Source organism: Halorubrum salsamenti, from assembly GCF_007671685.1.
Lineage (GTDB): Archaea > Halobacteriota > Halobacteria > Halobacteriales > Haloferacaceae > Halorubrum > Halorubrum salsamenti.
On record NZ_VCNL01000002.1, the window covers coordinates 667564 to 690242 of the forward strand.

Annotated in this window: 27 protein-coding genes and 1 tRNA gene; 14 read left to right on the forward strand and 14 right to left on the reverse strand. The window is 67.3% G+C overall.

Annotation, left to right across the window (positions count from 1 at the left end):
- The first annotated feature begins 43 nt into the window (after positions 1-43).
- Together tenA and moaA are read left to right on the forward strand one after the other, a co-directional pair.
- Positions 44-754: a thiaminase II gene (gene tenA / locus FGL94_RS07900; protein WP_144923098.1), complete on the forward strand. Its 711-nt coding sequence runs from the start codon at positions 44-46 to the stop codon at positions 752-754.
- Positions 755-822: 68 nt separating this feature from the next.
- The gene (gene moaA / locus FGL94_RS07905; RefSeq protein ID WP_144923101.1) at positions 823-1827 is read left to right on the forward strand and encodes a GTP 3',8-cyclase MoaA; all 1005 of its coding nucleotides are present in this window, start codon (positions 823-825) and stop codon (positions 1825-1827) included.
- A 150-nt stretch (positions 1828-1977) separates the two neighbouring features.
- Here moaA and FGL94_RS07910 read toward each other — a convergent pair.
- Positions 1978-2052, reverse strand: a tRNA-Arg gene (locus FGL94_RS07910).
- Positions 2053-2163: 111 nt separating this feature from the next.
- Here FGL94_RS07910 and FGL94_RS07915 point away from each other — a divergent pair.
- Positions 2164-2826: an AAA family ATPase gene (locus tag FGL94_RS07915; RefSeq protein WP_144923104.1), complete on the forward strand. Its 663-nt coding sequence runs from the start codon at positions 2164-2166 to the stop codon at positions 2824-2826.
- Complete coding sequence (locus tag FGL94_RS07920; protein ID WP_144923107.1) at positions 2823-3275, forward strand: RNA-binding domain-containing protein; 453 nt, start codon at positions 2823-2825, stop codon at positions 3273-3275. Before FGL94_RS07915 ends, FGL94_RS07920 begins: the two co-directional genes overlap by 4 nt.
- A 90-nt stretch (positions 3276-3365) precedes the next feature.
- On the opposite strand, the gene FGL94_RS07925 is transcribed toward FGL94_RS07920, so the two are convergent.
- The 5 genes from FGL94_RS07925 to FGL94_RS07945 all read right to left on the reverse strand — a co-directional run bounded on the left by FGL94_RS07925 (position 3366) and on the right by FGL94_RS07945 (position 7869).
- Positions 3366-3938, reverse strand: coding sequence for a transporter (locus FGL94_RS07925; RefSeq protein WP_144923110.1), 573 nt, complete (start codon positions 3936-3938; stop codon positions 3366-3368).
- Between the two features lie 111 nt (positions 3939-4049).
- Positions 4050-4643 carry a GNAT family N-acetyltransferase gene (locus FGL94_RS07930; RefSeq protein ID WP_144923113.1) on the reverse strand — a complete coding sequence of 198 codons (594 nt, stop codon included), beginning with the start codon at positions 4641-4643 and terminating at the stop codon, positions 4050-4052.
- A 71-nt stretch (positions 4644-4714) separates the two neighbouring features.
- Positions 4715-5635: a DMT family transporter gene (locus FGL94_RS07935; RefSeq protein WP_144923117.1), complete on the reverse strand. Its 921-nt coding sequence runs from the start codon at positions 5633-5635 to the stop codon at positions 4715-4717.
- A 90-nt stretch (positions 5636-5725) separates the two neighbouring features.
- The gene (locus FGL94_RS07940; RefSeq protein ID WP_144923120.1) at positions 5726-6397 is read right to left on the reverse strand and encodes an ArsR/SmtB family transcription factor; all 672 of its coding nucleotides are present in this window, start codon (positions 6395-6397) and stop codon (positions 5726-5728) included.
- Between the two features lie 146 nt (positions 6398-6543).
- Entirely contained in the window at positions 6544-7869 is a 1326-nt protein-coding gene (locus FGL94_RS07945) for an MFS transporter (RefSeq protein ID WP_144923123.1), read from the reverse strand.
- A gap of 170 nt (positions 7870-8039) precedes the next feature.
- On the opposite strand from FGL94_RS07945, the gene gpmI reads away from it, so the two are divergent.
- The gene (gene gpmI / locus FGL94_RS07950; protein WP_144923125.1) at positions 8040-9605 is read left to right on the forward strand and encodes a 2,3-bisphosphoglycerate-independent phosphoglycerate mutase; all 1566 of its coding nucleotides are present in this window, start codon (positions 8040-8042) and stop codon (positions 9603-9605) included.
- A 70-nt stretch (positions 9606-9675) separates the two neighbouring features.
- Positions 9676-10818, forward strand: coding sequence for a thiolase family protein (locus FGL94_RS07955; RefSeq protein WP_144923128.1), 1143 nt, complete (start codon positions 9676-9678; stop codon positions 10816-10818).
- Positions 10819-10877: 59 nt separating this feature from the next.
- On the opposite strand, the gene eif1A is transcribed toward FGL94_RS07955, so the two are convergent.
- Positions 10878-11162: a translation initiation factor eIF-1A gene (gene eif1A / locus FGL94_RS07960; protein ID WP_004046489.1), complete on the reverse strand. Its 285-nt coding sequence runs from the start codon at positions 11160-11162 to the stop codon at positions 10878-10880.
- Between the two features lie 229 nt (positions 11163-11391).
- Between eif1A and FGL94_RS07965 the strand changes: the two genes are divergently transcribed.
- From FGL94_RS07965 to FGL94_RS07975, 4 genes are all read left to right on the forward strand, one after another.
- Positions 11392-12648 (forward strand): RNA-guided endonuclease InsQ/TnpB family protein, encoded by a 1257-nt coding sequence (locus tag FGL94_RS07965; protein ID WP_144923131.1) that lies wholly within the window; start codon positions 11392-11394, stop codon positions 12646-12648.
- 193 nt (positions 12649-12841) lie between these two features.
- Positions 12842-12976, forward strand: coding sequence for a hypothetical protein (locus FGL94_RS18785; RefSeq protein WP_277752611.1), 135 nt, complete (start codon positions 12842-12844; stop codon positions 12974-12976).
- Between the two features lie 85 nt (positions 12977-13061).
- Positions 13062-13784 carry a carbonic anhydrase gene (locus tag FGL94_RS07970; protein ID WP_144923134.1) on the forward strand — a complete coding sequence of 241 codons (723 nt, stop codon included), beginning with the start codon at positions 13062-13064 and terminating at the stop codon, positions 13782-13784.
- Positions 13785-13863: 79 nt separating this feature from the next.
- Positions 13864-15102, forward strand: coding sequence for an outer membrane protein assembly factor BamB family protein (locus FGL94_RS07975; protein ID WP_144923138.1), 1239 nt, complete (start codon positions 13864-13866; stop codon positions 15100-15102).
- 161 nt (positions 15103-15263) lie between these two features.
- On the opposite strand, the gene ndk is transcribed toward FGL94_RS07975, so the two are convergent.
- From ndk to rpl7ae, 4 genes are read right to left on the reverse strand one after another with little or no spacing between them, the layout of a single operon-like run.
- The gene (gene ndk, locus FGL94_RS07980; protein WP_144923141.1) at positions 15264-15743 is read right to left on the reverse strand and encodes a nucleoside-diphosphate kinase; all 480 of its coding nucleotides are present in this window, start codon (positions 15741-15743) and stop codon (positions 15264-15266) included.
- Positions 15744-15932 (reverse strand): 50S ribosomal protein L24e, encoded by a 189-nt coding sequence (locus FGL94_RS07985; RefSeq protein WP_050024967.1) that lies wholly within the window; start codon positions 15930-15932, stop codon positions 15744-15746.
- Between the two features lie 3 nt (positions 15933-15935).
- Complete coding sequence (locus FGL94_RS07990; protein ID WP_004046478.1) at positions 15936-16160, reverse strand: 30S ribosomal protein S28e; 225 nt, start codon at positions 16158-16160, stop codon at positions 15936-15938.
- Positions 16161-16166: 6 nt separating this feature from the next.
- On the reverse strand, positions 16167-16529 hold the full coding sequence (rpl7ae, locus tag FGL94_RS07995) for a 50S ribosomal protein L7Ae (protein WP_095637209.1): 363 nt from the start codon (positions 16527-16529) through the stop codon (positions 16167-16169).
- Between the two features lie 291 nt (positions 16530-16820).
- Between rpl7ae and FGL94_RS08000 the strand changes: the two genes are divergently transcribed.
- Positions 16821-18272: a bifunctional metallophosphatase/5'-nucleotidase gene (locus tag FGL94_RS08000; RefSeq protein ID WP_144923144.1), complete on the forward strand. Its 1452-nt coding sequence runs from the start codon at positions 16821-16823 to the stop codon at positions 18270-18272.
- A gap of 13 nt (positions 18273-18285) precedes the next feature.
- Here the strand turns inward: FGL94_RS08000 and FGL94_RS08005 are convergent, their stop codons facing one another.
- Entirely contained in the window at positions 18286-18603 is a 318-nt protein-coding gene (locus FGL94_RS08005) for a DUF5785 family protein (protein ID WP_144923147.1), read from the reverse strand.
- A gap of 244 nt (positions 18604-18847) precedes the next feature.
- Between FGL94_RS08005 and FGL94_RS08010 the strand changes: the two genes are divergently transcribed.
- Positions 18848-20017, forward strand: coding sequence for a glutathione-independent formaldehyde dehydrogenase (locus FGL94_RS08010; RefSeq protein ID WP_144923150.1), 1170 nt, complete (start codon positions 18848-18850; stop codon positions 20015-20017).
- Between the two features lie 51 nt (positions 20018-20068).
- Here FGL94_RS08010 and FGL94_RS18250 read toward each other — a convergent pair whose 3' ends face one another.
- Positions 20069-20236: a hypothetical protein gene (locus FGL94_RS18250; RefSeq protein WP_186313361.1), complete on the reverse strand. Its 168-nt coding sequence runs from the start codon at positions 20234-20236 to the stop codon at positions 20069-20071.
- A 168-nt stretch (positions 20237-20404) separates the two neighbouring features.
- Between FGL94_RS18250 and FGL94_RS18255 the strand changes: the two genes are divergently transcribed.
- A complete protein-coding gene (locus FGL94_RS18255; protein WP_004046465.1) occupies positions 20405-20557 on the forward strand; it encodes a hypothetical protein in 153 nt (50 codons plus the stop codon).
- 24 nt (positions 20558-20581) lie between these two features.
- Here the strand turns inward: FGL94_RS18255 and FGL94_RS08015 are convergent, their stop codons facing one another.
- Entirely contained in the window at positions 20582-21697 is a 1116-nt protein-coding gene (locus tag FGL94_RS08015) for a CobW family GTP-binding protein (protein ID WP_144923153.1), read from the reverse strand.
- 98 nt (positions 21698-21795) lie between these two features.
- On the opposite strand from FGL94_RS08015, the gene FGL94_RS08020 reads away from it, so the two are divergent.
- Positions 21796-22263, forward strand: a complete 468-nt coding sequence (locus tag FGL94_RS08020; protein WP_144923155.1) for a hypothetical protein — start codon at positions 21796-21798, stop codon at positions 22261-22263.
- Positions 22264-22679 lie beyond the last annotated feature (416 nt).

The following is a 22679-nucleotide window of genomic DNA, read 5'->3' on the forward strand; positions in this document are numbered from 1 at the left end:
GTAATACCACAGACTTATACTCCGCCGTGTCGAGGGCTCGCCTATGGCGTTCAGCGACGACCTTCTGACGGCGGGGGCGGAGATCTGGGCGGCCCAGTACGAGCACCCGTTCGTCCGCGAGTTGGCCGCCGGCGACCTCGACGAGGCGGCGTTTCGGCGGTGGCTCGAACAGGACTACCGGTACCTCTTCGACTACGCCCGCACGTACGCCGTCGCGGGCGCGAAGGCGCGAGACGAGGCGGCGATGGCGTCGCTCCTCGGCGGCGCCGACGCCGTGTTGAACGAGGAGCTCGACCTCCACCGGTCGTTCGCCGGCGAGTACGACGTCGCGCCGGCGGAGCTGGCCGCCGTGCGGAAACGCCCGACCTGCGAGGCGTACACGAGCTTCCTCGTTCGCACGGCGCACGAGCGCCCCGTCTCGGTCGCGGTCGCGGCGCTTTATCCCTGCATGCGGGGGTACCTCGACGTGGCGGACCACATGGCGGAGCTCGCGGACGAGAAGCACCGGTACACCCCGTTCATCGACACGTACACGAGCGAGGCGTTCCGCGCGGACGCCGCGTCGATGCGCGACCTCCTCGACGACTACGCGGCGGCGTACCCCGGCCATCGGGACGCGATGCGCGAGGCGTTCCTCACGAGCGCTCGTCTCGAACTCGCATTCTGGGAGATGGCGTACGTCGGGGAGGAGTGGCCGACCGAGTCCGACGTGACCGACGAGATCGACACGGTTGACGCGGCCCACGAAATGTAACCGTTCTCAGTTACGCACATCCGCGATCGACCCAGATATTTAAGCAAACGCGGCGGTTCCGATCGGACATGGCCGGTCCACTCGCGGACGACTTCGGACGGGAGGTGACGGGGGTTCGGATCTCGCTCACCGACCGCTGTAACTTCGACTGCGTCTACTGTCACAACGAGGGGTTAGGCGACACGCGAGGGCCGATGGAGCCGAGCGACGACGAGATGACCGCCGACGACGTGGTGCGCTTCCTAGAGGTCGTCGAGGGGTACGGCGTCGACTCGGTGAAGTTCACCGGGGGTGAGCCCATGCTCCGGCAGGACTTAGCGGAGATCGTCGAGCGCACGCCCGACTCGATGGAGGTGTCGCTGACGACGAACGGGACCTTCCTCCCCGGGCGCGCCGAGGACCTGAAGGCGGCCGGACTCGACCGCGTGAACGTCTCGCAGGACGCGCTCGACCCGGACGACTTCGCGGAGGTGACCAAGTCCGGCGCGTACGAGCGCGTGCTCGAGGGGGTGAAGGCGGCCGTCGACGCCGGGCTCGACCCCGTGAAGCTCAACATGGTCGTGTTCACGCACACCGCGGGCTACGTCGAGGAGATGGTCGAGCACGTCGCCGACAACGAGGGGCTCCAGCTCCAGCTCATCCAGTACATGCCGGAGCTGACCGGGAAGCCGGAGTGGAACGTCGACATCGGGCGCGTCCACGACTGGCTCGCCGAGAAGGCCGACCGCGTCGAGCGCCGCGAGATGCACGACCGGAAGCGGTACTTCGTGGGCGAGGACGGCGACGACGACACGGGCGGCATGGTCGAAATCGTCGATCCCGTCGAGAACGAGGACTTCTGTGCCAACTGCGGCCGCGTCCGCGTCACCCACGAGGGGTATTTAAAGGGATGTCTCAACCGCAACGACGACCTCCGGTCGATGGGCGAGATGACGCGCGACGAGATCGCCGAGACGTTCGAGGAAGTGGTGGCGAACCGGGTGCCCTACTACGGCGAGTACCTGATCGAGAACGACGACGGCGAGTACGAGATCAACGAGGAGTACCTCGGGACGCCGAGCGTGGCGGACTGAGGAGGCATTTATAATCTCGGCGGGCCGTTCGACGGCTCGTTGAAATCCGAACTGAGACCGTCAGTAGTTTCTATAGAACTCCGTGATTTGACGCGAGAGACGTTCTTAGACCTTCTTTCAACGAGAACGTCTAAAACGACGGTTCGCGTACGGGCACAGTGGGATTCGAACCCACGACCGTCGGATTAGAAGTCCGACGCTCTATCCGGGCTGAGCTATGTGCCCTCACTCGGAGTTCTCTCACTCAGCGACAAAAACGCCGACGGTTCGCGCCGACGTCGACGGCGCCACGTCCCAACAGCAGACCTAAGTCCGACACGGGACTACTCGCCGTCAATGAACGTCATCGGAACCGTCGGTCTCCCCGGCAGCGGGAAGGGGGAGGCGGCGAACGTGGCCGAGGAGGCGGGGATCCCTGTCGTCGTCATGGGCGACGTGATCCGGGCGGAGTGCCGCCGACGCGGGCTTGACCCGGCCGAACACCACGGGCGAATGGCCGGTACCCTCCGCGAAGAGGAGGGCGACGACGCGATCGCCGCCCGGACGCTCCCGCGGATCCGGGAGGCGGCGGCCGACAGCGAGGGTGACACCGTCCTCGTCGACGGGCTCCGCTCGACCGTCGAACTGGAGTGCTTCCGGAAGGCGTTCGGCGACGACTTCACGCTTGTGGCGGTCCGCGCTCCCTTCGAGCTCCGCGCCGAGCGGCTCGACGAGCGCGGCCGCGACGACTCCGATTCCGACCTGGAGGCCCTCCGCGAGCGCGACGCCCGCGAGATCGAACTCGGGCTCGGTGAAACCCTCGAACGGGCCGACGTCGAGATCGACAACACCGGGACGCTGGCGGCGTTTCGGCGCCGCGTCCGGGAGGCGCTCGGCGTCCGAAACGCCGAGGCGGGCGGGAGCGAGGACGTCGACGCCGACTCGGACCTCGATGACGACTCTGAAACCGATCCCGATGTCGATCGCGCGACCCCCAACGCCGGGGGTGAGGGCTCGTGATCTACAGCGTCGACGTGCGGATCGAGGCCCCCGTCCGCGACACGGAGGTGACCGACCGGGTCGCCGACGCGGTTCGGAACGTGTTCCCGGACGCGGAGCCGGTCCACGAGGACGGGATGCTCGTCGCCGAGGCCCACACCCTCGACGCCTTCTCGGACGTGCTCCACGAACAGGAGATCCTCGACACCGCTCGGCGGGTGTTCCTGCAGAACAGCACCGACGAGGGGTTCGACTTCTCCCTCAAGAAGCAGGCCGCGTTCGAGGGCGTCGTCAACTTCGCGGTCGGCGAGCCGGACGAGCTCGGCGAGATCGACGTCGAGGTCCGCGTCCGGGAGCCGGACGTCGAGGCGTTCATCGACTACGTCGCGCCCGAGACGGACGAGGGACGCCCGGTCGATCCCGCGAGGGAGTACGGCGACCGATTCGACCCCGAGGACGCGGAGTACTGACCGTTCCGGGCGGGCGAGGGTGCGAAGGACGGAACGTCGTCAAGACGTGGTCGAGACGAGACCGAGAAAGCGGGAGACCGGTTTTCAGGCTCAGTCACTCAGCAGCGACGAGGCGGCCCCCCCGATCGCGCCGAAGACGGCCGGGTAGACGGCGCCGGCGAGCAGCACGGCGGTGACGATGTCGGGCGCCACGGTTCCGTCGCCGACGGAGTACCGGAACAGGAACGCCCCGATCACCGCGAGCGGGAGGTACCCGACGAGGACGAACGCGCCGGCCTGCGCCCCGTCGACCGGGTCCGACGCGCTGGCGGCCCGACCGGCGACGACGCCGGCGACGAGGAGCAGGAGCGGCGGGAGGACGAACAGCAGCGACCCGCCCTCACCCTGCGAGAGGAGGTTCGCCGACTGCGCGCCGCCGATCAGGGAGGGAGCGTTGATGTCGACGAAGTGGGCGTTGTAGAACATCCAGCCCGCGGCCTGCCACGTGGAGATCGGGTCACCGCCGAACAGGTCGGCGAAGAAGTTGATTCCGGAGAGGCCCTCCTCGATCCGGTCGCCCTGCGTCACGTATACGACCAGATAGCCGAGGACGTACGCGACGGCGCCGGCCGCCGCGCCGCCGGTGATTCCGCTCATTCGGTTCGATTGATCGGGGACAGACATGTGCCCGGAGTCGTTTCGGCGGTCATAAGTGTTTGTTGGGTCGGTTCGGACGGCGCCGAACGGGTTCGGATCCCTCGTCGGCGCGGTCCTCCGCGCTCCGCCGCTTTCCGTCTACTTGGTCGCCTCGCGCCACTCCTCCTGCGAGATCGAGTACCGGATCTCGTCGTGGACGCTGCCGTCCATGAAGGTGATCTGATTCCGCAACAGCCCCTCACGGCGGCCGCCGAACCGGTCCACGTACTTCTCGATCGCCCGCTGCGACTGCTCGTTCTCGGGAAGGTGGCTGACGGCGATCAGGTCGAGATCGAGGTCCCCGAAGGCGACTTCGACGAGCGCCGCGGCGCGCTCGCCGGAGTAGCCGCGGCCCCAGAACCGCTTGCGGAGCCAGGTGCCCAGAACGGCGGTCCGTTTCTCCCAGTCGACCGTGAAGCCGCCGAAGCCGGCGATCTCACCGGCACCGTCCTCGCCTTCGCGGGGCCGGATGACGTAGTCCGCCGCCTCGTCGTCCTCCCACCGCTCGCGGCCGCGTTCGAGGAATTCGAGCGTCTCCTTCTTCGTCTCGTGGGGGTCCCACGTCACGTACTCGGTCACCTCGTCGATCCCTGGGTCAGACGAGCAGATCCGGTAGCACTCGTCGAGGTCGACGCGCTCGGGCCACCGGGGTTCTAATCGTAGTCGGTCGGTCTCGACCGTCTCGGGGAACATACCCGCTCGTCTCGCGGATCTGTCTAAAAACCACGCCGGACATGCTGCGTGTTGACGTGTCTAGTGTACCGTCAGCTGACGACGCCGTACTCGCGGAGCGCGTCCCTGAACGCCGCCCGCTTCACCAGCGCGAAGCCGGTGCAGATGATCAGGAAGCCGGCGACGGTGTTGGGGGTGATCGCCTCCCGCAGGAACAGCCACCCGGAGACCGCGGCGAACACCGGCGCCACGTACGAGACGAGGTTGATCTCGATCGGCCCGAGCCGGTCGAGGAGGTCGAAGTAGATGAGGAAGCCGAGCCCGCTGGCGACGACCGAGAGGTACCCGAGCGCGAGGAGCGCCTCGGTAGTCCACGCCACGTCGGCGACCGACTCGCCCAGCCCGAGCGACAGCAGGTGCATCAGCGCGGCACCGAGGAGCATCGACCACGCCTCCATCGTCTCGATCGGGAGGTCGTCGTCGGACGCCCGCATCAGCACCGAACCGAGCGCGAACGACGCGGCCGCAAGCAGCACGAGCAGCTTCGGGACCGTCCCGCCGCCGGCGAGGTTGCTCGGGTCCGGCGCGGCCAGCACGACCGCCCCGACGAGGCCGACGACGAGGCCGATAACGCCGACGACCGTCAGCCGCTCCGAGGGGAGGAAGGCGCGCGCGAAGACGGTCGTCAGGACGGGCGAGAGGCTGACGATGACGGCCGCGACGGCGCTCGTCACGGCCGGGTCGCTCTCGCCGATGAAGAGGAACGCGTGGTAGGCGGCGATGACCAGCGTCGCGCCGACGGCGACGACGGCCCACTCGTCGCGTCCCCGCGGGATCGGGTCGTCGACGACGTACGCCGCGTACGCGAGCATGACGACGCCGGCGACGTCGTACCTGAGCGCGGCGAACAGTACGGGAGGGAAGTACGCCAGCCCGGCTTTGATCGCCATGAACGCTGACCCCCACACCGCCGCGAGGACGAGAAACAACGCGAGGTTCCGTGTTCGGCTCACGAACGACTTCTTCCGGGAACGCGCCAAAAGGTTCCGGAAGCGGCCGGGCGTGCGGGGATCGGTCCCCCGCGGCGATTCGGGCGTCCGATCCTACCGGATCCGGTAGCGGTCCACGTCTGCGGAGCCGTCGCGGGCGACGACCCCGACGTCGGCGAGCCGCCGGAGGGCGCCCGCGACCGTCTCCTCGCGGGCGCCGACCTCCTCGGCGACCGCCGCGGGGGTGCCGTCGGTCTCGACCAGCGCGGCGAGGACCGCCGCGAAAAAGCGGCTGTCCGACTCGGTTCCGAGCCGCTCGTCGATCTCCGACAGCGTGTCGTCCACGCGACCCTGCACCCACCGCTGGGCCAGCGAGAGCTCCTGATCGAGGGCTTGGAGTCGACCGTACTCGCCGGCGAGCTCGGCCAGGTCGCTCGACGACCCGGAGCCGTCGGGGGCCTCTATCGAGAGGTGTTGACAGCGCGACGCCATGTCGAAGCTGTTCTTCGCGGGGTACGCGCTCTTCGCGCCGAAGCCGTACGGAGAGACGCTCACCTCCAGTCGGAGGCTCCGCGCGATGCGGAAGTACTTGCGGCGCTGATCGTCGGTGGTCGACTCGATGAGACCGGCCTCCTCCAACTTTCGCAGGTGGTCGATGACCGCCTTCGGGCTCACGTCGAGGTACTCCGAGATCTCCGTGACGTAGCAGGGCTTGGTGGCGAGCAGCCGGAGGATCCGCCGCCGGTTCTCGTTGCCGAGGAGATCGAGCAGTACCGCGGAGTCCATTAACGTATGGTTAGCGTCGGAGCGTGAAAAGGCTGACTTCCTCGGCGAGCACCGTTTTCCACGTCCGTCGGTTGGATAGGTCCGTCTCGTCCCAGCCGGTGCGCTCGCATGCTCGGGTTCCAGACCGGCGAGACCGACCGAGGACGTCACTCGGCGTCGGCTCCTCCGGTTCCCCCGGACTCGACGTAGATCTCGTCCGACAGCAGCAGCGCGATGGGGATCGCCGAGAGGACGACCAGCCCCGAGATCAACAGAAACGCGCGACGCAGTCCCGCCGCATCCCCGATCCAGCCGACGACGGCGGGCGACGCCGAGGAGAGGACGAGCGCCCCGGTCCAGAGGTATCCGAACGTGCGACCTTCGCTCTCGGCCGGCGCGATGTCCGAAACGATCGCGTCTCGCGCCGGGTTGAAGCCCCAGAGACTGCCGCCCAAGACGACGAGAACGAGAAACAGAACGGGAGGCGAAAGGACCGCCTCGGAGAGAACGGCCAACGTGGACGATCCGACGGCGAGGAACCCGAGCAGCACGTGCCGCGGGTCGTACCGATCGATGAGTCTCCCCGTCCCGATCTGGACGACACCAGCGGTCAACAACAACATCGAGTAGTAGAAACTCGCCGTCGATTCCGGTGTCACGGCGAACCCGCTGACCGAAAAGGAGTAGCCGTACTCGCTAGTGATGAACTCCGGGAGGAACACGGTCGTCCCGGCCGTCGCCACGAGCTGGATGACGAGAGCGACGAAGACGGCCAGGATTGGGTACAGGAACAGCCGACGGTCTGCGTCCCGGAGCGGGGACCGACCGGCGGGTTCCGCTCCGGTCGACGGCTCCGGAGGCGATGACCTCGGGGGTCGCGTCTCGAACGCGCCGAGCGTGACGAAGAGGTACGCGGCGTACAGCAGGCCGACGATTCCGAAGACGACGAGGATCGCCTCCCATCCCGTGAGGAGCAGCCCGACGCCGACGAGCGCGGGTGAGATCCCCTCCCCGAACGACCGGGCGGATCCCCACATCCCGAGAACCGTCCCTTTGCGCTGTTCGGGCACGTTCTGGCTGATGAGCGGGTACCCGATCGGATGGAGCGTGCTCGATCCGAGTCCGACGACGAGCATCACGGCCAACATGCCGAAGAACTGGCCGTTCAGCGCCGTTCCCGCAATCGAAGTCTCGAACTCGAGGACGTGTAGCATCGGGAGTGCGGGGAAGACGGCGAAGCTCGCTCCCATCAGAGCGACCCCCGCCGGAAGCATGAGCCGACGATCGTACCGATCCGAGAGGTGTCCCATCGGCGCCTGTCCGACGGCGGAACCGAACGTCTGAGCGCCGAGCAACACCCCTAGTTGCCACAGCGGAAACCCGAACGCGGCCGCCCAGACGGGTATCAGCGGAGGGAACGATCGCTTCAGGAAGTGATCCATCCCGTGAGCCCCGCTGATCACGAACGCGAAGCGACGTTCCTCGTCCTCCATTCGGTATGCGAGCGTCTCAATATCGACACATAACCGCTCCGGTATCACCGAGTCTTTGCCGGGATACGTCCCGCGATCGAACCGCCACAGCGGTCGATCGGCTCGGTCGGCTGGTCGACGCTTTCGGACCGGAGCGAAGGGTAATTATGCCGCCGCAGGCAGGTGAACGTATGCGAACAGCGCTCATCATCCTCGACGGATGGGGTCTCGGCGGCGGAGCGGACGACGGTGAGGGCGGCGAGACGGTCGACCCCTCGGGCCGACCGGCAGGCCGCGACGCGGTCGCGGCGGCCGACACGCCGGCGTTCGACGCCGCGACCGATCGCGGCGCAGATGGTCGGCTCGTCGTCCACGGACGACGTGTGGGACTCCCGGAGGGCCAGATGGGGAACTCCGAGGTCGGCCACCTGAACATCGGCGCGGGCCGGGTCGTCAAACAGGCGTACACCCGCATTTCCGACGCGCTCGCCGAGGGATCGCTGTCCGACAACGACGCCATCGCGGACGCGCTGGCCCACGCCGACTCGACCGGCGGGCGGGTCCACTTCATGGGGCTCGTCTCCGACGGCGGGGTCCACTCGGACGTGGAGCACCTGCTCGCGCTGATCGACGCCGCCGCCGACGCCGGGGTGCCGGCGACGAGCCACGCGTTCACCGACGGCCGCGACACCGCCCCGGAGATCGCCGACCGGTTCCTCGCGGACGTGACCGCGAAGGCCGACGAGCGCGGGACGGGCCACGTCGCGACCGTGACGGGCCGCTACCACGCGATGGACCGCGACGAGAACTGGGCACGGACGAAGAAGGCGTACGACGCCATCGTCGAGCGCGAGGCCCCGCACGCGGCCGAGACGGCGGTCGAGGCCGCGACCGAGGCGCACGCCCGCGGCGAGACCGACGAGTTCATCGAGCCGACGCTCGTCGACGACCGGCCGGCGATCGATGACGGCGACGCGGTCGTCTTCTTCAACTTTCGCGCAGACCGCGCCCGACAGCTGGTCCGGATGCTCACCGACACCCGCCCCGACTGGGCGTTCGATCTGGACCAGCCCGACGTCCGGATGACGACGATGACCGAGTACGACGAGACGTTCGCGTTTCCGGTCGCGTTCCCGCCACAGATACCCGAGAACACGATCGGCGAGGTCGTCTCCGACGCCGGCCTGACCCAGCTCCGGATCGCCGAGTCGGAGAAGTACCCGCACGTGACGTACTTCCTCAACGGCGGCCGCGAGGTGGAGTTCCCCGGCGAGCGGCGCGAGATCGTCGAGAGCCCGGACGTCCCGACCTACGACCTCCAGCCGGAGATGTCGGCCCCCGCAGTGACAGACGAGGCGGTCGGGATCATCGAGGCCGACGACCCCGACCTGCTGGTGTTGAACTACGCGAACCCCGACATGGTTGGCCACACCGGCGACTTCGACGCCGCGGTCGCGGCGGTCGAGGCGGTCGACGCCCAGCTCGACCGACTCCTCGACGCGATCGCCGACGCGGGCGGCCACGCGGTCGTGACGGCCGACCACGGCAACGCCGACGACATGGGAACCCCCGAAGACCCCCACACCGCCCACACGTTCAACCCGGTCCCGTTCGTCTACCTGACCCCCGACGGCGACGACGGGGGACGCGAGGTCCGCGAGAACGGCTCCCTCTGCGACATCGCTCCGACGCTCGTGGACCTCATCGGCGTCGATCGCCCCGCCGAGATGACCGGCGAGAGTCTCCTGACGGAGTAAACGGTAAACTGCGGTCGGATTCCCTCGGGTTCCACGCCGTTTTAAGTCCCTCACCGGCCAGTGATCGTTCATGACAGACGAGACCACGCCGGTTATCGCCGCCGCCTACCGAACCCCGCAGGGACGCGACGGGGGCGTCTACGCGGACGTCCGCAGCGAGGACCTCTCGACGCGCCTCATCGACCACACGCTCGCGGAGACGGGACTGACGAGCGACCACGTCGACGATCTGATGTGGGGGGTCGCCCAGCAGCGCACGGAACAGGACAACAACGTCGCGCGGGTCATCGCGCTGCTCTCGGAGCTCGGCGAGTCGGTGCCGGCCACCTCGATCAACCGCTGGTGCGCCTCCTCGATGCAGGCGATCATCTCGGCGGCGGACGCGATCGCGGCCGGAAACCGCGACTGCGTCATCGCCGGCGGCGTCGAGAACATGAGCCGCGTCCCGATGGACGGCGACTCCTACCAGCACCTCCACCCGGAGCTCTCGGAGACGTACAACGTCTTCCAGCTCCAGATGGGGATGACGGCCGAGAAGGTCGCCGAGGAGTACGAGGTGAGCCGGGAGGCGCAGGACGAGTACGCCGCGCGGAGCCACCAGCGCGCCGCCGAGGCGACCGAGTCGGGCCGCTTCGACGACGAGATCGTCCCCGTGGAGACCGATGACGGCCTCGTCGAGGAAGATGAAGGGATCCGTCCGGACACGACCGCCGAGAAGCTCGCCGACCTCTCGCCCGCCTTCACGGGCGACGGCACGGTGACCGCGGGGAACTCCTCGCAGATCTCCGACGGCGCGTCGCTGACGCTCGTCACGAGCAAGGCGTTCGCGGAGGACCACGGTCTCGACGTGCTCGCGGAGGTCGGCACGAACAACGTCGCCGGCGTCGACCCCACAGTGATGGGAATCGGCCCGGTGCCCGCGACGCGGGGCCTGCTCGACCGTGCCGGCCGGACCATCGACGACTACGACCTCGTGGAGCTCAACGAGGCGTTCGCCTCCCAGTGCGAGTACTCGCGGCGCGAGCTCGGGATCGACGAAGAGAGATACAACGTCAACGGCGGCGCCATCGCCATCGGCCACCCGCTCGGCGCCTCCGGCGCGCGGCTCCCCGTCACGCTAATCCACGAGATGCGGAAGCGCGACGCCGACCGCGGACTCGCGACGCTCTGCGTTGGCTTCGGTCAGGGCGCGGCGATCGAGTTCAGCCGCTAAGCGCTCGGCGCCGTCGCTCGGGTTTAAAAGGTACGTCCCGTCGACACCGCATTGCGGCGTTACTGGATGTGGCCTTCGCGCCGGAGCTGGTCCGCGTCGTCGTCGTCGTACCGCCACTCGACGTTCGCCTTCTCGTCCTGCCAGTCCCACGGCTCCGCGAGGACCACGTCGCCCTCGCTGATCCAGGTCCGGTACTTCATGCGGCCGGGGATCCGGCCCATCCGCGTCTCGCCGTCGACGCAGCGCAGTCGCACGTGGTTCCCGCCGAGGTGTTCCGTCACCACGGCGAACACTTCGTCGTCGTTGGGCATTCGGAGGTTCCGACGCCCGGATTCTTCGCTCATACAGGTAATATGACGGTCGCCCGTATAAGTGATGGGAGATGCGTGTGCGCGTGTCTCGTGCGGATCGTTGACACGGTTCTCATGAAGTTGACGCGGCCTCAACTGAAGCGATAGCGCGGAGTCCCCTTCCTCAAGGAGCGGCTGAAGGGAGCGAGTAGGGAGGGAAGGAGCGCGTTCGTATCTGTCACAAACACCAGCCTATAAATAGCCACTTATACACATTGAACACGTGGCAGACGACTACGTGCGTCGGACGGCAATCACCCGCCTCTCGGTAGATGGCGAGCAACGCGAGTTGCTTGAGGAAACCATCTCCGAGTGGAAGCGTGGTTGCCAACTCGCCACAGATATGGCGTGGGGGAAGTGTAACGCCAAGAGCGACGTACAACCCCTCGCCTACGACGACGTGCGCGAGGAAACCGACCTCGGGAGTCAGCACGCGATTCTCGCCACCCACCAAGCCGCACAAGCCATCACCGGCTGTCTCGAACGCCGCTCGAACGGCAAGCAGGTCAGCAAACCCACGTTCACCGCACCCACGGTAAAGTACGACACTCGAACGATGACGCTGTTCGATGACGATACAGTGTCGCTCTCCACGACGGAGAGTCGCGTCCGATGTGAACTTGCTCTCCCTGAAGCCGAGGATGGCTACCAACGGCAGTACCTCGACTCCGACAACTGGAACGTCACGGAAAGTACATTCACCACTCGTGAGGGCGACTACTTTTTACACATCGGCTTCCGCCGACATAAGACCGACACCGAGCGGAACACCGCCGAGGACGGAACGGTCCTCGGGGTCGACCTCGGTATCGAAAATCTCGCCGTCACGAGTACATCCTACTTCTTCAGCGGACGGGAGTTAACCCATAATCTCCGCGAGTTCGAGAAGGTGCGTGCCGGGCTCCAACAGGCCGGAACGCGAAGCGCCCACCGAACGCTCGAACAGTCAAGTGGTCGGGAGATTCGCTACGTCCGCGACGTACTCCACCGGGCGTCGAACGCCATCATAGACGAAGCACTCCGATACGAGTGCGACGTGATTGCGTTCGAAGACTTGACACGTATCCGCGACCGCACGGGAGCGTCGTGGGGACACAAGTGGGCGTTCCGAACGCTGTACGAGCAGGTGGAGTACAAGGCCGAAGCGGAAGGCGTCTCGGTGAAGCAAGTCGGGTCGGCGTACACGTCGAAACGGTGTGCCGAGTGTGGATTCACAGCTGAGGAGAATCGCGCGACTCGCAACGACTTCCGGTGCGTAAAGTGTGAGTCAGAAGCGAACGCGGACTACAATGCGGCGAAGAACATCGGGATGCGGTACGTCCGTCGAGGCCAACAGTCGTCTCGGCGGACGGGCAACAGTCAGCTTGCCCTCAAGTCTGGAACGGTGACGCCGAGTGGCGGATTCACCGCCTACCCGGACGGGTTCGAGGCCGAGTTCATGGACAAGCCCCATCACCAGAAGTCACAGACTTCTGGTTAGCAGCCAGAACTCTTCGAGTTCTGGCGACACCCTCCACGAGCGAACCTCTCAGGGTGAGCGAAGTAGGGTGGGGTAGTTGACTAGCCTCTTTCGGTCCCGGTGGCGGCGCGGATTCGATCCCGTTCGGCGTTCCGACCGAGCCCGGAGACCGGCGAGCGAAGCGTTCAAATCCCGTCGCGACGACGGGTCTCGCATGAAAGACATGGAGTCGCTCGTGCTCGATCAGGACGACGAGATCCTCGCGCCCGCGGTGGTGGTGGCGACGATCGCCCTCCTCGCTGTCTTCGTCGTCGGGTTCCTCGTGCAGATCGTCGGTCTAGTGGCTTGAGCGTCCTCGAACCGATCGATCGCTCTCCGTTCCAGACTCTCGCCCCGTCCGTTCCCTTTTTACTGACGGGGGCGGGTCGACGGGTATGAGCCGAGACCTTCTGACGGAGCTCCTCGACCGCAACGACGCGCACGTCGCGTCGCTCGACGCGGACGCCTTCGCGGACCAACGCGACGGCCAGCGTCCCCCGGTCGTCTCCGTCTGCTGTTCGGACTCCCGCGTGTCCCAGGAAGGGATGTGGGCGGTCGATCGGCCGGGATTCCTCTTTACCGCCGGCAACATCGGGAACCGCGTGAGCGACCGCGTCGACGGCGAGCGCGTGCTCGACGGCAGCGTCGCGTACCCGCTCGCGTACACCGGTACGGAGGCGCTCGCGGTCGTCGGGCACACCGGATGCGGCGCGGTCGGCGCGGCTCTCTCCGCGGTTCAGACCGGCGACCTCCCCGCGGAACCCGGCGTCAGGGCCGACGTGGAGGACCTCGTTCCGATCGTCGAGGCCGGCCTCGACGCGCTCCGCGAAGGCGACGAAACCGACGGGGGCGACTCCGATGAAACCGGCGGCGAGGGCGCCGTCAGCGTCCGGAACCGGCTCGTCGAGTACAACGTCCACGAGCAGGTCGCGATCGCTCTCGAGAGCGAGACGGTCGCCAACACCGACGTGTACGGCTTCGTCTACGACTTTCACGGCGTGTACGGGAACCGCGACGGGGCGGCCTACCTCGTGAACGTCGGCGGTGAGCGCGACCTCGACTCCCTCCGGGACCGAGTTGGACCGGCGTACGCGGACCGCGTCGCCACGCTGTTGTAGTCCGTTCTCGCCACCCCGCCGTGGTTCGGCCCCGCCGCATCCGACAGGGGTATCACGCCGCCGACCGAATCGAACGGTAATGGACCGTCGCGTTCTGTTCGCGAGTCTGATCCTGTTCGCCGGCGGCGCGACCGGCGTCGGCGTCGCGCTCTTCGCGTTCGTCGGCGTCGACGACGCAACGATCGACGCCGAGGTCGTCTGGGAGTCCGAGCCCGTCGCCGGCGACGACGGCAGCGGCGCGGTCGTCGCCACCATGGACGGCGACCCGCTCGTCCTCCAGCCGACGGTCGAAGACGGGGACCGAACGATACGCGCCACCGCCGTGGGCGGCGACGTGGAGTGGAGGACGACCGTCGGCGGGGGGAACGTCGGCGCTGGCGACACCGACGACGCCGACGGCACCGATCCCCCCGTGACGAGCGGGCTGGTCTCCGGCCGGCTCGGCGGTGACGAGGTCGTCGCGTTCACGACCGAATCCGGGTCTCTCGTCGTTCTCGACCCGGCCGACGGCACCGAGCGGTTCGCCGTCGACCTCGACGGACCGGGCGGGCTCACGCCGGCGATCGGCGACCTCGACGGCGACGGCGATTCCGAGGCCGCGGCGGTCACGACCGACGGACGAGTTCGGGCCGTCGACGCCGCCGGCGACACGGTGTTCGAGACCGACCTCGATGCGCCTGTGGACCGCCGGCCGCTGGCCGTCGACTTCGGCGATCCCGAGGGCGACACCGCCCGCGGACTCGCCGTCGTAACCGCGGTCGACGGAGAGCAGTCGATCAGTCTGCTCGACGCCACCGGTGAGGCCAGGTGGACGACGACCCCGTCGGTCACGGCCCTGAGCTGGAGCGCGGCGGACACCCGGAGCGGCCCGGTGCTCGCGCTCGGCGGCGCGAACGGGAATTTGGAGACGATCGACGTCGCCGACGGCGGGAGCCGCTACGAGGTCGGACTACAGGACCTGCCCGTCACCGTCGGCGACGCGGACCCCGGCCGGGTCCACGTCGCCGGGAGCGGGAGCGTCTGGGCGGTCGACCTGCTCGACGGTGAGGTCGTCTGGAAACAGCAGTACGGTGGGGATACACGGGTGAACGCGCCCGGCGTCGCCGACGTCGACGGCGACGGTTTACCGGGGCCAGTCGTGGTGAACCGGAACGGCGGCGTGCTCGCGCTGAACCAGAACGGCGAGGCGATCGCTCGCGGCGACATCGGCCGTGCCGTCGTGTACGCGGGGCCGTTGTTCGCAGACGCGACCGGAGACGGGAGCGCGGAGATGCTCGTGGTCGCCGAAGACGGCCGAATCGTGGCGCTGTCCGACTGAGCCGCCGATCTCGTTCCGAGCGGGTTTATCAGTCGATGGAGGGCGGTCATCCGCCGCAGTCACCGAATTTCAGATGTGATTTCACCGGAAATGAGGTGTGTCGGAATAGCTACCGCTCACGGGAACGCGGCGTCGAAGAAAGCGAAAAGCGGCGTCGCCGTTCAGTGCTGTTCGTCCTCGTACACCCACGCGGCGGTGTCGAGGCCGTAGTCGACGAGTTCGTCCTCGTCGAAGAACAGGTCGATCTCGCGCTCGTTAGCGCCCTCGTCCTCGTGGTCCGACGCGTGGATCACGTTGTGACCGAGGTCTAAGCCGAAGTCGCCGCGGATCGTGCCCGGGGCGGACTCGGCGGGGTCGGTCTCGCCGACCATCGCGCGGACCTGTCGGGTCGCGTCAGCGCCCTCCCACACCATCGCGAAGACGGGGCCGGAAGTGATGAACTCGACGAGGCCGTCGAAGAACGGCTTGCCCTCGTGTTCGCCGTAGTGCTCGTGGGCGAGGTCCTCGTCGATCTGCATGAACTTGCCGCCGACGAGCTTCAGACCGCGCTCCTCGAAACGGGAGACGATCTCGCCGATGAGACCGCGCTGCACGCCGTCGGGCTTCACCATCACGAAGGTGCGCTCGTCGTGGTGGCTCATCTACTCGCCACCCTGCTCGCGCCCTTCCTCGGTCCACTCGAGGTCGCGCGCCTCACGGCCGAGGAAGTAGTTCTTCTCCGCCTTCGAGTCGACGAAGTGGAGAATCTGTCCGTTCTTCTTCACGTACATCGTGCCCGTGCCGGGCTCGATCTCTTCGCCGGTGTAGTCGCAGGTGCGTGTCTCGACCATTGGTTATCGCCCTCCGATGGAGTCGGCGTCGCGCTGCGTCTCCCGGAGCTGGAGCACGTCGCCCATGCGGACGGGGCCCAGGACGTTCCGGGTGATGATCCGGCCCTGGTTCGATCCCTCCTGGATGCGGCACTTGACCTGCATGGCCTCGCCGTGCATCCCGGTCTTGCCGACGACCTCGATGACCTCCGCGGTCGTCGAGTCGCCGGTGCCCTCTTCTGCGCTCATGGGTGGTTATCGAAGCTCCGCGACCTTCTCGCCGATATCCTCGACGTCGTCGTCGGCGTCGCCGGCGTCGACGACGGCGGCGGCGGCCGAACCGACTTCGAGGCCGGCGGCGTGGCCGACTTCGTCCTGCGTGTCGACGAAGACGACCGGGATGCCCTTCTCCTCGGCGAGTTCGGGGAGGTGCATCACGATCTCCTCGGGGGAGACGTCCTCGGCGACGATGACGAGGTCCGCGTTGCCGCGCTCGACGGCCTTCGTGGTCTCGTTGGTTCCTTTCTTCACGGTACCGGTGTCTCGGGCGACCTCGAGCGCCTCAAGCGATCGCTCGGCGAGGTCGGCTGGGGTTTCGTAGTCTACGTAAACGGGCATATGTTGTTCACCTATCCCCCGCGCGGGCTCGCGTGTCCGTCCCGTGGTCGGTCCCTATCGGAACGGCACATCATCAACCCCGCAGAGGCTGTGAAGCGACGTAGTCCGGACATCCATAAAAGCGCTTTCAATGTCTCGCGCGTGTGAGAGCGGGGATCACGGGGGTCGGACCCGCTTCAGTCGCGACGTTGGCGACGGATCGGCCGATTCGCCGCACCGCACTCCGACGGCAGCGCGCCGCCCGGACTCCGCGCTTTTTAAGCGTCGTTCGCCCCTTCCCCCGCACATCGAATGGCCCGTCTCGTTCACTATTCCGACATCGAGAACGTCTTTGACGCCCCCGAGCGGGCGGCCCGCCTCGCCGGCCGGATCCGGGAGGTTTCGGGCCCCGACGCCGCCGTCGTCGCCACCGGCGACACGACCGCCCCGGGCGTCCTCTCGCTGGTCGCGACCGGCCGGCAGGTCCTCGATTTCTACGCCGCGACTGACACCCTCCTCGACACGTTCGGTAACCACGAGTTCGACTACGGACCGGACCCGCTGCGCGGCCTCGTCGACGACGCCACCGCGACGTTCGTCTCCGCGAACGTCCGCGACGAGAACGGAGACCCCTTCGGCCGCGACGAGGGCGTCGTCCCGTGGACGGTCCGCCGGATCGACGGCGCGACCGTCGGGTTCGTCGGCGTCACCGATCCCGCGACCGACTCGCTGAACCCCATGGCCGCCGACCTCACGTTCGACGACCCCGTCGCCGCCGCGCGCACCGCTATCGCGGAGATGCGCGCCGATGCCGCCGAGAACGGGGACGGCCTCGATCGCGTCGTCGTCCTCTCCCATCTCGGCGCGGGCGACGACGACCTCGCCCGCGAGCTCGACGTGGACGCGGTCCTCGGCGGCCACGTCCATAGCCCGCGCAACGAGCGCGTGGCCGATACCTTGCTGGTCCGCCCCGGAGTCAACGGCGAGACCGTCGTCGAGGTCGATCTCGGCGGGGAAGAAGACGCCGAAGGGGATTCCGAGGGAGACGCCGAGGGGGCATCCGTCCCCACCGCGACCCTTCATGAACCGGACGGTGCCGAGCCGGTCGCCGGTCTCGGAGCCGCCCTCGAAGAGCGGATGGCCGCCGCCGACCTCGACGAGGTCGTCGACCGCGTCGACGAGCCGATCGAGCGGACCGGCGAGGTCGTCCACGGCGGGGAGTGTCGCGTCGGTAACTTCGTCGCGGACGCGTTCCGCTGGGCGCTCGACGCCGACGTGGGGCTGTCGAACGCGGGCGGCCTCCGTCAGGGGGACCCGTGGGTCGGCGACGTGACGAAGGCCGACCTGATCAGTCTGATCCCGTTCGAGGAGCCCGTGGCGCTCGCGTCCGTCACGGGCGCGGAGCTGCGTGACGTGCTCCGCGAGATGGCCGCGCCCGACGTTGACTTCGGCGAGGACGACTGGTGGCACGGCCACGTCTCGAACGCTCGAGTCGTCTGGGACGCCGACGCCGAGCTCGTTCTGGGGGCCACCGTCGGCGGCGAGCCGATCGACCCCGAGGCGCGCTACACCGTCGCCGTCTCGGAGTATCTCCTCCACTCCGACCACGAGTTCCCGACGCTCGCGCAGCGCCACCGGATCGACGAGACGGACATCCAGTACGAGGTGCTCGCCGACTACGCCCGCGAACACGGGATCGATCCGCGGATCGAAGGACGGATCGAGATCAGGAATAAGGAAGCGATTCCCGGTGAGAGCCGGTGAAAACGGGGAACACCTACGCGCTGCCGTCGACGAACTGCTCGGCCCCCTCGTAGAACCAGTAGCCGTTCTCGCGCATCGCGCGCCCGAGCTCTTGGTGGAACTCGACGAAGTCCTCGAACTCCTCCTTCTCGACGTTCTCGAAGATATCCTCGACGGAGACGACCGTCTCGAAGTCGATCCGGATCGGATGGTCGCCGTACTGCTCGACGTAGTCGGCGGCCGACAGCGGGAAGTCCTCCCCTTCGTCGATCTTCTTCGCGAGCACCGCGTGCCCGTACTGCCGCATGCCCTCGCTCCCCTGTTCGCCGTCGGGGTCGTGTGGCCAGTCCATACCTCCCGGTTCATCGGGACCGGGGATAGTCATTACGGAACGACAGACCGAACCCAACCGGTGCTGACCACCGTGACTACCGGGACCGACGAGACCGACGGTTCCGGTCTGCTCCGTTCTCGTTTCGACTGGAACGCTCTGAATAACTGATATATAATTAAATTATAACTTAATTTATTAACAGTATAATATAATGTAAAAACGTTTAGAATACCAGACGCCCATTGGTCACACGGAGCACATAATGAGAGCTGTTGTATACCAAGGCCCGTACGACGTGGCCGTCGAAGAAGTAGATGACCCGGAGATCGAACACCCGAACGACGTCGTCGTCGACATCACGACGTCGTGCATCTGTGGCTCCGACCTGCACATGTACGAGGGTCGGACCGCCGCCGAGGAAGGGATCGTGTTCGGTCACGAGAACATGGGGATCGTCTCGGAAGTTGGTGAAGCCGTCTCGACGTTGGAGGAGGGCGACCGCGTCGTGATGCCGTTCAACGTCTCCTGCGGGTTCTGTCAGAACTGTGAAGAGGGGTACACCGGCTTCTGTACCAACGTCAATCCCGGCTTCGCCGGCGGAGCGTACGGCTACGTCGCGATGGGACCGTATCCGGGCGGACAGGCCGAGAAACTGCGCGTCCCGTACGCGGACCACAACGCCCTGAAACTGCCCGAGGGGCGCGAACACGAAGACGCGTTCTCGCTGCTCGCGGACATCTTCCCGACCGGCTGGCACGGCACCGAACTGGCGAACCTCGAATCGGGCGAGTCCGTCGCCATCTTCGGCGCCGGGCCGGTCGGACTGATGGCCGCCTACAGCGCGAAGATCAAGGGCGCCGCCGAGATCTACATCGTCGATCAGGTGCCCAGCCGGCTGGAGCTGGCCGAAGAGCACTGCGACGCCCACGCTATCGACTTCTCCGAGGGCGACCCGGTCGATCAGATCATCGAGGAGCACGGCGGGATGGTCGACAAGGGCGTCGACGCGGTCGGGTATCAGGCGACCGATCCCGACGACGTCGACACCGACACGGAGGACTACTCCTACCAGCCGGCCAAGGAGAACCCGGCGGTCGTGATCAACAACCTGATCCGCGTGGTTCGACCGACGGGCGAACTCGGCATCCCCGGCCTGTACGTGCCGGAAGATCCGGGCGCGCCCGACGACATGGCCGCGCAGGGGCGGCTCGGCATCGACTTCGGGAAGTTCTTCGAGAAGGGGCTCAAATGCGGCACGGGCCAGTGTAACGTGAAGGCGTACAACCGGTACCTCCGCGACATGATCATCGAGGGTCGCGCCGACCCGAGCTGGGTCGTCTCGCACCGCGTCAACCTCGACGAGGCGCCGGAGATGTACGAGGCGTTCGACGCCCGCGAGGAGGGCGTCACGAAGGTCCTGCTCGAACCCTGAGTCGCCGAGGCGAAGCCTCGCCGTCCGGTTTTCTTTTAAACTGATCGACCGTCAGGCCCGGAGCCACGCCTCCGGGTGCTCGTCCCGGAGATGTGACTGGTACCGCCCGATCAGCTCCGGGTACCCGCCGGCGATGCAGTGCCAATCGCAGTGATCGCAGGTGCGTTCGACCGCCTCGTCGTTTCCCTGAACGTGTCCGCCGCGCCTGTATGTGACCATGAGTGTCTCGTCGCGGCCGGTCCGCGCTGATGGGTACCATACGTCACGAGTGCGGTTCACTCTGTCGACATCCGTGGGACGTACCACCTCCGTCCCCCCGCCGAAACCGGTACCACTTGCGTCCCTCCCGCCGAAACCGGTATGTCGGTCCCGCGCGTGGTCACCGGTATGTGTAAGTACTGCAACTGGGCGTTCCACGACGGCTGGGGGGAGCTGTTGAAGTACGACGACGTCTACCAGTCGGCGGTCGGCGCCGAGACCGAGTCCACCCACGGGTTCCACGAGGACTGGGACGACCTACAGGCGGAGCTAGGTATCTGATTCGGACCGGCCGGTGGAGCCCGCTCAGATCGGGAACGCGTCCGCGCTCTCGACCGCCTCGGGGTCCGAGGCCGCCAGCCCGTCGAGTTCCCCGCGGATCCGCGCTTCGTCCATCTCGCTGCCGATGAACACGAGCCGCGTGCGGCGGTCGTCCTCGGGCCCCCACTCGCCGATCGGTCCCGCCTGTACCGAGGGGCCGGCCTGACTCACGCCGATGACCTCGTCGGTGCCCGCGACGTTGGCGACGCCCTTCGCCCGCACGATGGCGCCGTCCCAGTCGGCGAGCCAGTCCGCGAACGGCTCCGGGTCGAGGGCGTCGGCCGAGCGGTAGACGAACGAGTCGACGCCGTGGGCCGCGGCGGCGCCCTCGGCGTGGTCGTGGCCGTGGTGATCGCCCGCCGACTCTTCCCCGCCCTCGCTCTCCGCTATCGCGCGTTTCCACCCGGGCGACCGCGTGGCCGTCTCGAAGTCGAAGCGCCCGGTGTCGAGCACGTCCCCCGGATCGACCTCGGAGTAGCTCGTCCGGATGCGCTTCGCCCGCGGACCGAGTCGCTCGGTGACCGACTCGATCTCGTCGAGCACGTCGTCGGGAACCATGTCCGTCTTGTTCATCACGAGCACGTCGCAGAACTCGATCCCCTCGACGAGCACGTCCGCGAGGGGGCGGTCCGCGGTCGACTCCCCGTCGCCCGGCAGGCTCTCGCCGGCGTCGAACTCCTTCCAGAATCCGTAGGTGTCGAGGACGGTCACCATCGTGTCGAGCCGGAAGCGCTCGGTCGGGTCGATATCGGAGTCCTCGGTCCCCTCAGTGAACGCCCGCGCGACCGGGATCGGCTCGGAGATGCCCGACGACTCGACGAGGAGGTAGTCGAACTCGCGGGACTCCGCAAGTGCGGCCGACTCGCTCAGCAGATCGTCCTGCAGCCGACAGCAGATACAGCCGTTCGAGAGGTCGACGATCCCCTCCTCGTCGTTCTCGCGCGCGACGAGCTCCGCGTCGACGTTCACCTCGCCCATGTCGTTTAAGATGACGGCGATCCGCCTGTCTCCGGGGTTCGCGAGCAGGTGGTTTACCATCGTCGTCTTCCCGGCGCCGAGGTACCCGCTGAGAACCGTCACGGGAATCCGATCGTCGCTCATGTGTGTTACCGTGAGACGTGCTATCAGTATGAAACGATCGATCGCAGAAGTCCCTCGCCGCCACAAAATTTACCCCGGCCGCCGGGCGGCTCTCCACCATGCGCCGCAGAGCCCTCCTCGCGACCGCGGCCGCCGCCTCGACCGCCTCGATCGCCGGCTGTCCCACGCCGCCGTGGGGTGAAATTCCTGAAAGGGTCGATGGCGCAGAAGTGACGCTCCGCCGCGAGCACACCGGCGAGTTCGAACCCGACGAAGCGAGTCCAAACAACGCTGTCATCCTGCTCCGCGCGGTCGACGCCGAGCCGCCGCGCCTCACCGTCAGGGGGCGGCTGCTCGACGGCTCGCGGGACTGCTACCGCGTCGATCTGATCGAGGCGGACCTCGACGCCGGCCGCCTGCTGTTCCGGCTGACCACCGAGGACGATCCGGACTGGGACGGCGGCCCGTGCTCCGATATCGGCGAAACGCATCCCTACGAGGTCGCTGTCGCGTTCACGGAGGCGTCGATCCCCGAGCGCGTCGAAGTCCGCCACGGCGACGAGACGGTACTCGACGAGCGGGTGTAAACAATCGGGTAAGGTCGGAATCCGATCTCCTGTTTTCATAAATGGACTGCGGTGGCGCGTGCCTGCGAGGCCGTTTCACGGCCGAGCAACACGCGCGAGGGAGTCGCAGGCGGCGACAGCCGCCAGCGACAGGGCGAGAGCGGAGCTCTCGCTTGTAACCGGACGCAGTCCGGTGACGAGGCTGGGGAGGAGTGAGGCTGAGCGGTGCGGTTGGGCGGGGTTCAAAGGGGCAGTCGCGAGGACGAAGGCGGCCGCAGTAAGCACCGCAGCGAGCAACGCGAGCGAGGCGCGCAGCAAGGCCTCCGAGTCGTCGTGACTGGGGCTTTGACGGTGTTCTCCGTCGAGTCACCGATCCCGTACTACTGAGCGGTTGGGGCTTTGGTGGTGTTCACCGTCGATCCGGTATCAATCACTTA